This window comes from Niveispirillum sp. GW835-FHT14G11, assembly GCF_058793615.1.
Window position 1 is genome coordinate 1 of the sequence record NZ_JBXAFZ010000004.1, and the last position, 12,862, is coordinate 12,862.

Consider the following 12,862-nt stretch of genomic DNA (forward strand, 5'->3'; position numbering starts at 1 on the left):
TCCTTGCGTCGTGCCATCGTGAAGCTCCTTTCGCATCTCACTATGGCCCAGCCGAGCACGGAATTCCCGATAGTCCCATGTGCTGGTGGCTTCCCTGTCCCTTTCCTTCAGCACCTGGACATTCGTCTCATCCCCATGAATGAGCGGCTGCGATCTGAGCCGTTGCTTCAACGCGTGATAAAGGCGGGACAGATGCCGTTCGCTGGAGCCGATCACCCAATGCCCCAGCGCGCCACGGCTGACCGGAACGCCTGCACGCTCAAAACTTTGCGCTAACCGGTAGAGCGGCGTGCCATCGACATATTTATGAACCAGGGCGAATGCCAGCGTCGAGGCCGTGGCAATACTGCCCGGCAACGGCTGTGCGGGCATCGGTGCCATCACCACCGGCGTGCTGATCCCGGTGCGCTCGCAATGGCGGCAGGCATATTTGAACCGGACATTTTCCAGGACCTTGGCCTTCACCTCGATATGGAGCTGTTCGGTGATAGTCTCGCCCAGCGGCGCATCGCAGGTCTCCTCTTAGGGTCGAAACCGACACAGAGCGTTGAAATTGCGTTAGAAATGTGATTCCAAGGCGTCGCTGATGTGTTGGAGGCTTGATTGCGGGACGTTTTCTGGCTGTCGGATGAGGCATGGGCGGCGATTGAGCCGCACCTCCCCGAGCACAAGTATGGTGCGCCGCGTGTTGACGACCGGCGCATCATCAGCGGGATTATTCATGTACTCAAGAGTGGCTGCCGCTGGAAGGACTGTCCGCCCGAATATGGCCCGCCGACCACGGTTTACAATCGTTTCAACCGCTGGTCTGGCCGCAAGCACTGGCACCGGATATTGCAGGCGCTTGCCGCCGGGCAATGGATTACGACCAGCGTGGCCATGGATGGCAGCTACGTGAAGGCCCATCGCTGTGCCCACGGCGGAAAAGGGGGGCCAAAGCGCAAGCCATTGGTATTTCCAGAGGCGGTCAGACCACAAAAGTCCACGCCCTGACGGATACACTGGGCCGCCCGGTGGCCCTGCATGTGACGGCGGGCAACGTTTCCGACATCACCATGGCTGAAACCTTGTTGGCCGAGGTCGAAGATTGCCGCTATGTCCTGGCCGATAAAGGCTATGACAGCGACAAACTGCGCGCCAAAATCCGGGAAAAGGGTGCAAAGCCGGTCATTCCCGGCAGAAAATCACGAAAGAAACCGATCCGTTTCGACAAGGTCCGGTACAAATTCCGATGGATGGTCGAGGCCGTCTTCTGCCGCCTCAAAGACTTCCGCCGCGTCGCAACCCGATACGACAAGCTCGCCAGAAATTTCCTATCAACCCTCGCCATCGCAACCATCGTGGCATACTGGACCTGATTGAGTCTGGACCCTAGGGCAAGCGCCAAGGGCTATCGTTTCTTTGATGACGGTTCAACCTCAGCAGCATGACGCGTTTGGGGCTGGTGATTGTTCCCTTTATGTTCCATCGTTGTGGCATATTGAAGGATCCCATGGAACCAGTGGACGCTCTTGCGCCGCCGCCTCACATTCCAACAGCGGACGAGTTCGTCGGCAGCCCGTTCAGATTGATCGGGCTGCCGCGCGGTCAAACCTCTCGCCAAGGACCAAACCTAGAGGCGATCGCCGAGCTTGGGGAGGAACAACGCCCGACAATTTGGGATTTGGGATGAGCCGGCAGGCGCGTGCCTCCCTGTCGATTTTCGTCGATCCGCGCCCCAGAATGCAGCATAGAAGGGGTAGCCCCGGCCCAAATCAGAGGTTCAGCCCGATGACCGATATCAGGGCCAAGTCCGAAGATGCCCTGCGCATCGAGCGCATAATTGCCGAAACCGGCAAGCTCAACGAAGAAACCCGTAAGTTCGTCGCGGAGCAGCACAGGCTTATGGCTGAGGCTGTCAAGCTGCATCGCGACCACGGCTTTGCTCATTGGGCTCTCGCGGTCGGTGCGGTCGGCGGCACCGCCGGTCTTGTCGTGGCTATCACCGCCGCGTTGAAAAATCTGGGGGTCTTTTGACCCCCACCCAATTCCGCGCTGCTCTTAAGACGATGGGATGGACCCAGTGTCGGTTTGTAGACTTTATCCAATTTGATGAGCGTATCCGATAGAGCGGAATCCAGTCGGCCATTTGGTGGTACCCTGCCAGCAAAGCCGGCGTTGAAATCGGCAGAGGGCCACGTCAAAGACCACAAGGCGAGCGAACGTCCTGACCTACGAGCGGGCGGCGGACGGGCACTGGAACCACTACTGCGAATGGCCTGGATGCGAGGAATGGGGGACCTTTCTCTCATCCAGTCATTGGTACCTCATTCCTTTCCCCTCTCTTGGTTAGGCTGCTCAGGCCAGGTCCACACCGCATCTAGTAGCCCTTGAGCCACTTGCTAAGTTCAGTAGCGGTGTTCTTCTTTTCGTCGAGCACCATCCAAACTTCTTTCTGATAGTTCTCGAGCTTTCCCCAAACGATACGGTCATAGAGTCCGAGATACTCCCATGATGCCCACGTTTGGTCGTATTGGGAGTCGGACGCTGGAAAGATTGCGATTCTAGAAGTGCCCTTCATGCTATCGGCGATGCCAAGCTCCCACGGTACCCACTTACTTTCCTTGCTGTTCTCGCTGGTGAGGAGAACAAAGCGGCTGGTATCGCGAATTCTGGCTTTCAGAAGTGCGGCTGTCTTCTCGCTCGTATAGGGTGGCATCTCCGGGTCGATCTCATCGATATAGACTTTCGCGCCGTGATTCTCGAGCACGCGGATCGCACCCACTACCAGATCGTTGTCTTTGCTCGAATGGGAAAGGAAGGTGGAACCGTCGAGCGACCTCGAAGCAGCGGCCTTCCTGATCCTCGCAGTTTCGACAGCTCCCAACTCCGTCGCGACGCTGCGCAGCGCATCGCGCGTAATGTATAGCGCCATCTGGCTTTAATCCCTCTTGTCGATGCGCGTAAGAATGTTGGAGACCAGCTGTACGATTTCGTCCGCCGTGATGTCAGCCCGCGCGAACTCCTTCAGTTCATCGTCCGTCGGCCGCATGGCGTTGTGCCCCGATGTTTCGATGGCGGAACCTATCAGACTGTTGGAAATCTGAGCTGCTGCGCCACCGGTTGAGCCGATTGGGATGACAAAGCACTTAGCTGCTTTGGCGGCTTCGAACTCTTCGAGGACGCCGCCCGCGATCATCAGCGAACCGTTAGCCGGATTGATCTTCTTGCCACCGATGAAGATCACGATACCGGCGATCCTGGCTAGCTCGGCTCGCAGTGCCCTCCACTGCGCCTTGTCAGGCGCTTCTCCGGGTATCGGCTGAGGAAAGGGACGGGCGATGAGGCGCCGTTCCAGGTCCCAGCCGCCACTCGAACGCAGCGCATCGAGGAAGCCGGCGATGGAGGCCGATCCGACGACGAGTCCTGCACCACTGACGAGATCGCGACCGCGGTCTCCCACAAGCTGGCCAATGGCCTGTGCGATGTTGTAGATCCTCGCGATCTCGCCGCCGGCTTGGGGCGGCCAACTGCCGCTCACCCACACCCGCCGCACCGCAACACGACGTTCGACCTGCCGCAGAAGCGCTGGCACTTCGGCATAGTCGTCGATCTCTACCACGACGAGGCCGTAGCGCTTCAGATCGCGGCTCCAGAGCTTGTGCTGGGTGCTGCGTGCCTCGAATTCGGCCTCAGTCTTGTAATCGTTCCGCTGCGGGGGGCGGACGATGGCAAAGTGCTCCGGCGGAGCTGACGTGAAGCTTTCGCGGATCAGCGATAAGACGTGTCGGATGTTCGGATCCGTGAAGCTGATCCCGAGGAACAGCATCGACATACTCGAGAGGTGCGCCTGCAGTAGAGGTAGGAAGGCGCCGCGCTTCGATCGATAGAGTTCGTAGTCGTCGGTAGAAATGACAACATCGTCCAGCCGCTCGACCGACCCGTGCATCTTAAACAGCCGGGTCGCACCGGGCGTCGCGCGAAGGGCAAGGTCCGCGGCTCCGGAGACAGTGTCTAACGGCCGGTTGACACCGCCGAAGGCGCGTTCGACCAGCCTGTCGTAGTTTGTGGTCCAGATAAACTTGGTCGGCAGTCGGGCGATGATTTCCAGCGTCTCGGGAACGGCGTGTTCCACACCGATCTGCTCCTTGATGACGTTCCTGACCCGCGTCGCGGAACCGTTCTCCTGAATGCTCCATTGGGCGAGTGCGGCTAGGTCGTGAAGTTCGCCGGACGATACCCCAAGCTCTTCACCAACCTCCGTTAGAAGCGCCGCCCATGATGGGTAGCCAGCCCCCATGGAGACGCCGGCGCCCACGAACACTGCGCCGCCCCCGCCGATAAGAGCCTCGGGATAGTCCTTCAGAAACCGCTTCGTCGTTGCAGCCGCCGCCATCGTATCGCCCCTCAGGTATGGTTAATTGCGGCCGCGGATGGCGATTGCATCCTCGATCCACTTCTCGATTCCGTTCGAGATCGAGGCGTAGACGGCCTTGCTGTCGCTGCCCGTGGGAGTAACTAGCGGCACCAACGACGAAAGCTTGCTGCTCGTGCCACCAATGGTGATCGAATCAAACGGATTGGCTCCCGCGATTGAGGGTTGGCTATTGTGATCGAGAAGCCTGTCGACGCGGATGCCGAGAACACCCCTCCTGTCGTCCCAGGCCTTGATGATCTCACGTATTACCCAAGGGCGGCTTGCGGTTTGAGAGCCGACTAACACTACAACGCAACTCTTGCCATGCATGTTGTCGGCGATCCATTTCTCGATGGAGGCTTTTCCTTTGCGCTTTACCTCTTCCCACGCGTTGGGAGTGCAAAGCGCTTGTCCTTCGAGCGTCCCCATGTTTCTGATCTGCTGTGTCCGCCAGTAATCATTATCGAAATGGAAGCTGAAGAAAACACGACGTCCCACGTTATTCCCCCTGGCTTATGGTCAATCTGATTTTCCGAACCTATACTGCAAGCGTAACAATTACCAATCTTAAGATAACGGAAGCGACATCGAAGCGCCGCCACCATGCGGTTAGATCGGAAACACCACTGGGCTCCAATTCACTGCCTACCAGCTGTAGTCGGCCCGATTGGGCGATTTCGATTGCTCCGCTCCATTACCCCTGTATCGCGCGATATTGGGCGACGCGACCTAATTTTGCTCGTATAGGTTTGTTGGTGCGCTCATCGTGGCCGATCTGACGCGCTGGCGCTTGCTTGCTTTGAAGAAGGTGGGCTGAAAGTTGGAGCCCGCGCCCTATGATTCTCACGGTTGGTTACAAAAGAGAATTCGTCGACAATCCTCCAGGAGAAACGTAAAGCACAGCGATAACTACAAAACATTTTCTCAACAGGATATTAGAAGCTTTGACCAGGAACCGAATAGGCACCTTCTGTGGGGACCGCAACGCTGGCCATCGACCCTGAGCCCATTTTCCGCCTGAAGCGTCCATCCCGTTCAACAAACCCTGAGGTCTAAGATGTATCGAGGATTCAATCTCATAGTGCCGGACAATTTTTTCGTTGATTATTCAGATGCAGGAGCACACCTACACCAGGAAAATCAGAGAACTGTCCGCGATAGACTGGAGGAATTCAAGGACACTTCGGGGAATTTGATTTCCTCAAGGATGAACGCGGCGTGGTTTCCGGACGTGGATGCTCAGGTGTTCATTTCGCACGCTCACAAGGACAGTGCCCTAGCCCTTGGTCTAGCCGGGCACCTGCATCAGGAACTTGGCGTGACCTCCTTCGTGGATTCCGCCGTGTGGGGATATTCGAACAAGCTTTTATGGCTATTGGACAATGAATACTGTTATAATCGACATACGAAGACCTATAATTATCAGAAGCGCAATCGCTCAACTTCGCACGTTCACATGATGCTGTGCGTCGCGCTCAGTTATATGATAAAAAGATGTGAATGCATCATTTTTCTCAATACACCGCATTCGATTTCATCAGACGACTACATAAGCGGCACGACCACGAACTCGCCGTGGATATATTATGAGATCGCAATGACCAGCTTGATCGAGAAGCGGTCGCCTATGGATCACAGGATGGCGACGTCGGTGACCGCGATGGAGGGAATGGCAGCAGAAACTGATTTGACCATCAACTATGACGTCGACTTAGATCATTTAAGAGATTTAACTGCCGAAGATTATAATAACTGGGTTGATTCGATCCCTGTTATTAATGGAAATAGTATTGATAGCAACGAGGCCCTTGATATATTATACCAAATGACTAGCTGAACTAGGAAGGTTTGGCGCTTTGTGTAGCATCAGAACGGTCGTGCGGCTATGGTCTCGCGTCCCGCGATTATGAGCGAGTAAACAATGATGTGACCGTTCCCTCCCACCCCCGGGCGCTGTCCGCAGGTTCCGGAAGTCTGGCAACATGGTGCGCGACCGCCGAGCCTGCACCGATCAATGTTATGCTGGTTTGCTTGAAGTGGAGCGGACTGAAAGCGGGACGGCGATGCTAATCTCGCCGGTGGCATTCATAATTGAAGCAGATATAGTTGATGATGACAAAGCCAACAAACTGGCCACAAGGTGAGCATTTGTGTCCGAGGGGAGCCGCGGTGGCAGGTAGAAATGTCTGGAATCCTATTGCGAGAGCGAAAATCCGTCCGTCTGCTTCCGTTGAGAGTTTCGGATGCCGGCAGGCGTCCGAAAGTCCCCGGAGAACGAACCCGCGGTCAGCAGGGCATTGGTATGGGAATTTGTCGTCCGGTGCCGTTCCGTGGGTGGCGCATTTGCCGGCTTGAGGGCCGGAATGGGGGACATGCCCGGGCCTCATTTGCCCGATTATAGATGTCTTGGCCGGTCGGCCAAGGCGGTTGACGTCTCGGGCATGACGGTCACGCCGTTGGAATCAGCCCGGTCCGGTCGCCGGGCACATGAGGGGCCGATGGCCGGAGCGAATGTGCTGCGACTGCTGGCGTTACGGGCCGTGCCGGGTCACGGCGACATGTTTCCGGTTGGGGCTGTGTGCTGTGGGCGCGCGCGCGGCTGCATCCAGCGCCCGAGGGTTTCCACGATGACCATGCGCCCACCACAGCATGGACAGGGCGGACGGGGCTCGGCCTGATCGGCTGGCACAGGCGGCATAGGCGTTGCCACCCCCAGCAGTTCGCGCGCGCGGGCGATGTCGACCTTGCGAGTGCTGCCGGCGAGCAGACCGTAGTGTCTGATGCGGTGGAACCCTGTGGGGAGGACGTGGAGCAGAAAGCGCCGGATGAGTTCCGGTGTTTCCAGCGTCATGACCTGGTGGATCTCCGGGCCGCTGCGGCGATAGTCCTTGTACCGGAGGGTCACGCCGGCGGCGTCGAACGCGATCAGCCGCCGGTTGGAGATGGCGACGCGGTGGGTGTAGCGGGAAAGATAGGCCAGCACAGCCTCAGGTCCGGCAAAGGGTGCCTTGGCGTAGACCACCCATCGCCGTTTCCTGAGGGGTGCCAGATGGCGCAGAAAGGCCCTGTGGTCGGTCAGGCCGGCCAGGGCACCGAACAGGGCGAGGCGGCCTGATCGGTGCAGTTCGACCAGCCTGGTCAGGAACAGCCGGCGAAACAGTGCCCCCAGCACCCGGACAGGCATCAGGAACGCTAGCCACGCGGCGATCCAGCGCCCACCGTCGGGTGAGAGGCCGCCGCCGGGCACGATCATATGGACATGGGGATGATGGGTCAGGGCCGAACCCCAGGTATGGAGCACGGCGGTGATGCCGATGCGGGCGCCGAGGTGTTTGGGATCGGCGGCGATCACCATCATCGTGCGCGCGGCCGCCTGGAACAGCAGGTCATAGACCAGGGCCTTGTTCTGCCAGGCGATGGGGCCGATCTCGGCCGGCAAGGTAAAGACAACGTGGAAATAGCCGACCGGCAGCAGGTCGGCCTCCCGCGCCGCCAGCCAGGCACGCGCGGCGGCCGACTGGCATTTGGGGCAATGACGGTTGCGGCAGCTGTTGCAGGCGATGCGCAGATGGCCGCAAGCTTCGCAGCCTTCGACATGGCCGCCCAGCGCCGCGGTCCGGCAATTCTCGACCGCCGACATCACCTTCAACTGGTCCAGGCTCAGATGGCCGGCCTGGGCAGTGCGGAACCCGGCTCCCGCCGCCCGGAAGATGTCGGCGACCTCCAGCGTGTCGCGCACGGCCCGTCAGCCGCCGTCCGGCTCCTTGCCGTTGAGCAGGGTGCTGATCTTGTCCAGCGGGCTGGTGACGGCCCGCACGACCCGTGTCGCCACCCGGGTGTAGAGCGCGGTGTTGTTCAGCTTGGCATGGCCCAGCAGGACCTGGATCACGCGGATATCGACGCCGTCCTCCAGCAGATGTGTCGCGAAACTGTGGCGCAGGGTATGAGGGCTGACGCGTTTTGTGAGGCCGCCCTTTCGGGCCGCCTCCTCGACGATCCGGCTCAACTGCCGGGTGGTGATAGGGTTCGCCGGATCCTGGCCGGGAAGCAGCCAGCCGCCGGCCCGCATCACCCCCTGGCGCCGTCCTTCCGCCCACCAGGCGCGCAACAGGGCCAGCAGATCGGGCGACAGCATGGCGTTGCGGTACCGCCCGCCCTTGCCACGCTCGACACGGATCAACATGCGCTGGCTGTCGATATCCCCGACCTTCAGGGCCGCCACCTCGGCCACCCGCAGGCCGGCGCCATAGGCCACGCTCAGGGCCGCCCGGTGCTTCAGGCAGGTGGTCGCCGCCAGCAGCCGCGCCACTTCCTCCGGACTCAGCACCAGAGGCAGCTTGCGGGGATAGGAGACGCGGATCAGCTTGCGCGACAGGTCCGGGCGGTCGAGCGTCGTGGTGAAGAAGAAGCGCAGCGCCGAGACATCGCTGTTCATCGCCGGGGCATGCATCCCCGCCTCGTGCTGTGCCACCTGGAACCGGCGGATATCCTCCGCCGTGGCCGTCGCCGGTGGCCGCCCGAGAAAGGCCGCAAAGCGGGAGACGCTGCGCAGGTAATCGTGCTGGGTGTTGGCACCAAACCGCCGCACATTCATGTCGTCGATCAGACGCTGGCGCAACGGGCTTACCGTAGGGGATGAAAAGTGGCTGGTCATCGCCGGCTCCTCTGGCTGGAAGGAGCCTCAATGCTCAGTCCGTCGCCAAAACCCGGCAATCCACACGCTCAACCCAACGGATGAAGTATCAACCTATAAACCGGCACCTTTCCCGCGCAGCGGGTTCGTTCTACGGCCCCTAACAAGAAATGGGCTGATAGGGGTTCCTCTTGCCCAACCTGACAAGGCAGCGGCGCCTGCGTCGTCACCACTTCAGTGTTCATCCTTCCTGTTACCGTTCGCCTTCGCCATAGTACCGTATGTCGGCCGTGTTCCAGACCGCGCCGGCTGCGCGGCGCCTTGTCCGTTCCCCTCCTTGCACCGGGCGTTCGGTCTCGGCATCAGCCTCCCGCGCTTTGGCCTTTCCGGGCGGCCGCCCACGGCGTCGCGGGGCTCCCGCCTGCGCCTCCTCGACGACGGGAACCGATTCCGGCGACGCAGCCGACGACAGAATATCCGGAAGCGAGGGTCGCGCCACCTCAATCTCGGGCGCGATCGAGCGGAGCAGCCCAGCGACGGTGTCCGCGACCTCCGGCGGCGCCTGGCGCCAGGCGCGGAGCAGGTCCAACTCGCGGCGGGACAGGATACCCGCAGGCTCCGGCATCTCCCCCGCAGCCGGCCTGGCCATGCCAGCACCCTCCAGGCCGTCGAAGAAGAACACCAGCGGCACGTCCAGGATGTCCGCCAGCCGGTACAGCTTGCCCACCGAGATCCTGTTCGACCCGCGCTCGTACTTCTGCACCTGCTGGAAGGTGATACCCAGGGCCTTCGCCAGATCCGATTGGCTGAGGCCGAGCAGCCCCCGGCGCAGGCGAACGCGCCCCGCGACGTGGTTCTCCACCGCCGTGTCCATGGCGTTGGCAGCGTCATTTTTAGAGCGGCGGGGCATCGGGTCTCCGTTGGGCGTTGAGGATAAACGAGCGTACATCCCGGCACCCAGGCCGCGCCATATACCTTTTCGCCTGGATACTTATGGCCGACAACGCCGCTTCGCCCATAGAGTGCTGGGTTAATTCCCACCGGACCCGCGAACCCGCAATTGGCCACCCTGATCCTGATCGATGCCGAGAACATGCCCGTGGCCAGTTGGATGCTGGTTGACCGGGTGATCGGGATGCTGGACGGCCCATACTCCGTCCGTCTCTACGGCAACAAGGCCAGGATCGACGCCCGGTGGCTGAAGGTCGCCGGGATGAGGGAGCACGTGCATATCGTGCAGACGCGGCAGGGAAAGAACCAGGCCGACCTGCGCATGACCGCCGAGGGCCTGGTGCAAGCGGCGACAACGGGCTGCCGGCGCGTCGTCGTCTGCTCGTCCGACGGGGACTTTATCCACCTGCTCGAGGGCTCCAGGGCCATCGGCTGCCAAACTGTCCTCATCTCCTACGAGAGGCCCTCCACTGGCCGTATCCGCGCCGCGGCCGACCTCTTCATCCCGTACCGCGAGAACGTCGGTTGGCCTGGATGGGCTGAACGCATCGCACCGGCGGTCCAGTCGGTCCTGTCCGGCCTGGAGCCCGACCCTGACGGCAGCTACCTTGTCGCGCTCGGCGACCTGGGCACCGGGCTCCGCCTCTACGCCCCGTGGTTCCAACCGAAGCTCCTCGGCTTCCGGTCGCTCTCCCGGATGATGGCGGCCTTCCCACATGCGCGGCTGGCGTCGGCCGACGGCGGCGAGCCCGGTGAAAACGGGGCGTTCCACGTCCGCATCGCCTCCGAGGTGCTGTCGGCCGACCACGCGGTAGTGCCCGATGCCTTCCGCGTCCGGATCCGCACCGCCGGGAATCGGCGGTAGCCAGCCCTCATCGTCTGGCCTTGTGCCCGAACCGCGCTCCTGCGCGGTGAACCTCTTCACATCCATAGTTCTTCTAATATGATATATATCTAGTACTGCAATCAATCTATGTGACTCACATGCCGCCGATCCGAAGCACGAAGTCGATCCCGACCGAGGATCAACCCGCACTGGATGCAATGGAACTGGACCAGCCATCCGTCGTGAGGAACGTCACCGTCCATGGCCGGCGGACTTGCCTGCGCCTCAGGTTGTGCGAGTGGGACGCACTGAACGACATTGCCAAGCGGGAGGGGCGGACGCTGTCCGAGATCGCCGGCGTGATCGACCTCCGGCGGGGAGACGCCTCGCTCGCCGCAGCGCTGCGTCTCTTTGCGATCGCCTATTTCAAAGCCCTGGGCTTGCCCCTGGAAGAAGACGCCAACCCGCCTCCGCCGGCCCAGGTCCTGCGCCCCCCGGCATCAGTCGTCAGGGCTTAGCCTTCCTCCAAGGTCTGGCTTTCCCTCCCGCGTTCCCGCTGGTGCAGCCGCCTCACGTAGGCGCCGTCCACAGGGTTGTCCGAATGCCATTGCCGCGCCCGAGCCTGTTCGCTGGTGCTGTCAAGGCTTGCCGAGTTGATCAGCGGTGTAGGTGCGTGTTCCAACGACCGAACCAGGGGCGCCATCGACGTTATACTTGACGGCGATGCTGTATGTCGTCTTCCGCTGCTTTGCCTGTGCCAGCGTGGTTGCGCCCATTCTAACTGGATGGGCCATAGCATTGAGTTCGGATTCTACGCTAATTGTTTGGGCCGCCATGGGAGGCAGAGTGAGGGGCCGGGCCAGCGTCGTCGTGCGAATTTCCTTGTTCACGTATACGGATACAGCTTCGACCACCAGGTAGCCCGTGCTCTGGTTCTGGACCTCCAGGATGGTTCCGTTCAACACACCGTGAATCTGCGCGTTGCCGAAATCCAGGGTGGCCGGGCCCGTCCACCTTAGGTACACCGCAGCAATCTGCATGTCGGCCTGGATCACCAGTTTCCGACCGTCTGAGGTTATGGCTCCACCGCAAGCAGCACTTCCCTTGATGTCAGTATATCGGGCTAGGCTGCACTCGGCTTTCAGTTGGGGAAGCTGCTCCGCATTGCTGACAGCCTTTTCGAGGTCGGCCATCATCGACTTGGCCGCCTCGTTGGTCCGGACCGACTCCAGTCCAGGGATGGAAAGGCGGAATTCCATATTCGACTTCAGTTGCTGCTCACCCAAAGCGAAGCCCGAGGCGTCCTGTGCAGACAGCTTCAGGACCGCTTCCATCCTCAGTTTGGCAACGTAGTTGCGGATTTCTTGCTTGGTGGCGACGAGGTTGCGCTGTTCGCGAACGGCTTCGATCACCTTGGCTTCAGCGATGATGCGGGCAACCAGTTCCCGATCGACGATCTTATTGGTTCCAATGCCGGCACCAAGCGTCAGTGGTATCGCGGTCAGGTTCCGACCGATGGTGCCTGCGGTGTCGGCGACCATCAAGCGGCTGCGGCAAGGGTGATATCCATTGTATTCCAGAAGTGGAGAGCAGCCGATATAGGATGATGAGGTTAGAATTTCTCGACCGGTCTGATAGCCCGGTTCCACCATCAACATGTCCTTGGAAACCCACAGAACTTCCGCTCCCTCATTAGGCGGGAGGAATCGATCGGAGACCTGGGTGACATGCCAGGCGCCGCCGGCATCGCTCACATGGACGTACATGCCGCCCGATTCCAGCTTCGGGGAAAGACCGATCAACACGCTGTTCTGATCGCCAGCCGTGGGCCTGCTGATAGCGACTTTCTGGGCGTTGTTGCTTGCACATCCAGAGAGGAGCCAAAGCGAAAGGGCGGCAGCGGTAGCAGCTTGGCTTTTCATATGACGACCATGGTTGGAAACGGTGACGTCCAGCGAACCAACAGAATAGGAACGCAACATAGTGCGTCCATTCATCTAGTTATCTGCAACTCGGATCGTGGTCAATCGACGTCGCGCGCAGCAGGGTGCGTGTC

General features: G+C 60.4%; 13 protein-coding genes and 1 pseudogene. 6 read left to right on the forward strand and 8 right to left on the reverse strand.

The genetic code is table 11. The annotated features are described in order from the left end of the window. Nucleotides 1-66: 66 nt before the first annotated feature. Nucleotides 67-501: pseudogene (locus AC1Q7F_RS08520) on the reverse strand (transposase); the annotation flags it as partial. Between the two features lie 102 nt (nucleotides 502-603). Between AC1Q7F_RS08520 and AC1Q7F_RS08525 the strand changes: the two are divergent. Further along, a protein-coding gene (locus AC1Q7F_RS08525) for an IS5 family transposase (RefSeq protein WP_492505729.1) occupies nucleotides 604-1,358 on the forward strand; the annotation gives its coding sequence in 2 pieces (ribosomal slippage) (nucleotides 604-934 and nucleotides 934-1,358; 756 coding nt in all). A 412-nt stretch (nucleotides 1,359-1,770) separates the two neighbouring features. Next, the gene (locus AC1Q7F_RS08530; RefSeq protein ID WP_492505731.1) at nucleotides 1,771-2,016 is read left to right on the forward strand and encodes a hypothetical protein; all 246 of its coding nucleotides are present in this window, start codon (nucleotides 1,771-1,773) and stop codon (nucleotides 2,014-2,016) included. 343 nt (nucleotides 2,017-2,359) lie between these two features. Here the strand turns inward: AC1Q7F_RS08530 and AC1Q7F_RS08535 are convergent, their stop codons facing one another. From AC1Q7F_RS08535 to AC1Q7F_RS08545, 3 genes are read right to left on the reverse strand one after another with little or no spacing between them, the layout of a single operon-like run. Beyond that, entirely contained in the window at nucleotides 2,360-2,914 is a 555-nt protein-coding gene (locus tag AC1Q7F_RS08535) for a toll/interleukin-1 receptor domain-containing protein (protein WP_492505733.1), read from the reverse strand. 6 nt (nucleotides 2,915-2,920) lie between these two features. Continuing rightward, on the reverse strand, nucleotides 2,921-4,375 hold the full coding sequence (locus AC1Q7F_RS08540; RefSeq protein WP_492505735.1) for an SIR2 family protein: 1,455 nt from the start codon (nucleotides 4,373-4,375) through the stop codon (nucleotides 2,921-2,923). Between the two features lie 21 nt (nucleotides 4,376-4,396). After that, nucleotides 4,397-4,894, reverse strand: coding sequence for a TIR domain-containing protein (locus AC1Q7F_RS08545; protein ID WP_492505737.1), 498 nt, complete (start codon nucleotides 4,892-4,894; stop codon nucleotides 4,397-4,399). A 559-nt stretch (nucleotides 4,895-5,453) separates the two neighbouring features. Here AC1Q7F_RS08545 and AC1Q7F_RS08550 point away from each other — a divergent pair. Together AC1Q7F_RS08550 and AC1Q7F_RS08555 are read left to right on the forward strand one after the other, a co-directional pair. Further along, the gene (locus tag AC1Q7F_RS08550) at nucleotides 5,454-6,233 is read left to right on the forward strand and encodes a hypothetical protein (protein ID WP_492505738.1); all 780 of its coding nucleotides are present in this window, start codon (nucleotides 5,454-5,456) and stop codon (nucleotides 6,231-6,233) included. A gap of 145 nt (nucleotides 6,234-6,378) precedes the next feature. Further along, the gene (locus AC1Q7F_RS08555) at nucleotides 6,379-6,540 is read left to right on the forward strand and encodes a hypothetical protein (RefSeq protein WP_492505740.1); all 162 of its coding nucleotides are present in this window, start codon (nucleotides 6,379-6,381) and stop codon (nucleotides 6,538-6,540) included. A gap of 404 nt (nucleotides 6,541-6,944) precedes the next feature. On the opposite strand, the gene AC1Q7F_RS08560 is transcribed toward AC1Q7F_RS08555, so the two are convergent. The 3 genes from AC1Q7F_RS08560 to AC1Q7F_RS08570 form a co-directional block, all read right to left on the reverse strand. Beyond that, nucleotides 6,945-8,135, reverse strand: coding sequence for an IS91 family transposase (locus AC1Q7F_RS08560; RefSeq protein WP_492505742.1), 1,191 nt, complete (start codon nucleotides 8,133-8,135; stop codon nucleotides 6,945-6,947). 6 nt (nucleotides 8,136-8,141) lie between these two features. After that, nucleotides 8,142-9,050 carry a tyrosine-type recombinase/integrase gene (locus tag AC1Q7F_RS08565; RefSeq protein ID WP_492505744.1) on the reverse strand — a complete coding sequence of 303 codons (909 nt, stop codon included), beginning with the start codon at nucleotides 9,048-9,050 and terminating at the stop codon, nucleotides 8,142-8,144. Nucleotides 9,051-9,282: 232 nt separating this feature from the next. Next, nucleotides 9,283-9,939, reverse strand: coding sequence for a helix-turn-helix domain-containing protein (locus tag AC1Q7F_RS08570; RefSeq protein ID WP_492505746.1), 657 nt, complete (start codon nucleotides 9,937-9,939; stop codon nucleotides 9,283-9,285). 150 nt (nucleotides 9,940-10,089) lie between these two features. Between AC1Q7F_RS08570 and AC1Q7F_RS08575 the strand changes: the two genes are divergently transcribed. Both AC1Q7F_RS08575 and AC1Q7F_RS08580 read left to right on the forward strand, forming a co-directional pair. Continuing rightward, nucleotides 10,090-10,845, forward strand: coding sequence for an NYN domain-containing protein (locus AC1Q7F_RS08575; protein ID WP_492505747.1), 756 nt, complete (start codon nucleotides 10,090-10,092; stop codon nucleotides 10,843-10,845). A gap of 119 nt (nucleotides 10,846-10,964) precedes the next feature. Further along, the gene (locus tag AC1Q7F_RS08580; protein WP_492505749.1) at nucleotides 10,965-11,324 is read left to right on the forward strand and encodes a ribbon-helix-helix domain-containing protein; all 360 of its coding nucleotides are present in this window, start codon (nucleotides 10,965-10,967) and stop codon (nucleotides 11,322-11,324) included. A gap of 120 nt (nucleotides 11,325-11,444) precedes the next feature. Here AC1Q7F_RS08580 and AC1Q7F_RS08585 read toward each other — a convergent pair whose 3' ends face one another. After that, nucleotides 11,445-12,788: a hypothetical protein gene (locus tag AC1Q7F_RS08585; RefSeq protein ID WP_492505751.1), complete on the reverse strand. Its 1,344-nt coding sequence runs from the start codon at nucleotides 12,786-12,788 to the stop codon at nucleotides 11,445-11,447. Nucleotides 12,789-12,862 lie beyond the last annotated feature (74 nt).

Bases quoted from the DNA above. Each gene is read 5' to 3' on its own strand.
- AC1Q7F_RS08530 (WP_492505731.1), top strand. From the start codon at position 1,771: ATGACCGATATCAGGGCCAAGTCCGAAGATGCCCTGCGCATCGAGCGC.
- AC1Q7F_RS08565 (WP_492505744.1), bottom strand. From the start codon at position 9,050: ATGACCAGCCACTTTTCATCCCCTACGGTAAGCCCGTTGCGCCAGCGT.
- AC1Q7F_RS08535 (WP_492505733.1), bottom strand. From the start codon at position 2,914: ATGGCGCTATACATTACGCGCGATGCGCTGCGCAGCGTCGCGACGGAG.
- AC1Q7F_RS08550 (WP_492505738.1), top strand. From the start codon at position 5,454: ATGTATCGAGGATTCAATCTCATAGTGCCGGACAATTTTTTCGTTGAT.
- AC1Q7F_RS08570 (WP_492505746.1), bottom strand. From the start codon at position 9,939: ATGCCCCGCCGCTCTAAAAATGACGCTGCCAACGCCATGGACACGGCG.
- AC1Q7F_RS08540 (WP_492505735.1), bottom strand. From the start codon at position 4,375: ATGGCGGCGGCTGCAACGACGAAGCGGTTTCTGAAGGACTATCCCGAG.
- AC1Q7F_RS08585 (WP_492505751.1), bottom strand. From the start codon at position 12,788: ATGTTGCGTTCCTATTCTGTTGGTTCGCTGGACGTCACCGTTTCCAAC.
- AC1Q7F_RS08555 (WP_492505740.1), top strand. From the start codon at position 6,379: ATGGTGCGCGACCGCCGAGCCTGCACCGATCAATGTTATGCTGGTTTG.
- AC1Q7F_RS08580 (WP_492505749.1), top strand. From the start codon at position 10,965: ATGCCGCCGATCCGAAGCACGAAGTCGATCCCGACCGAGGATCAACCC.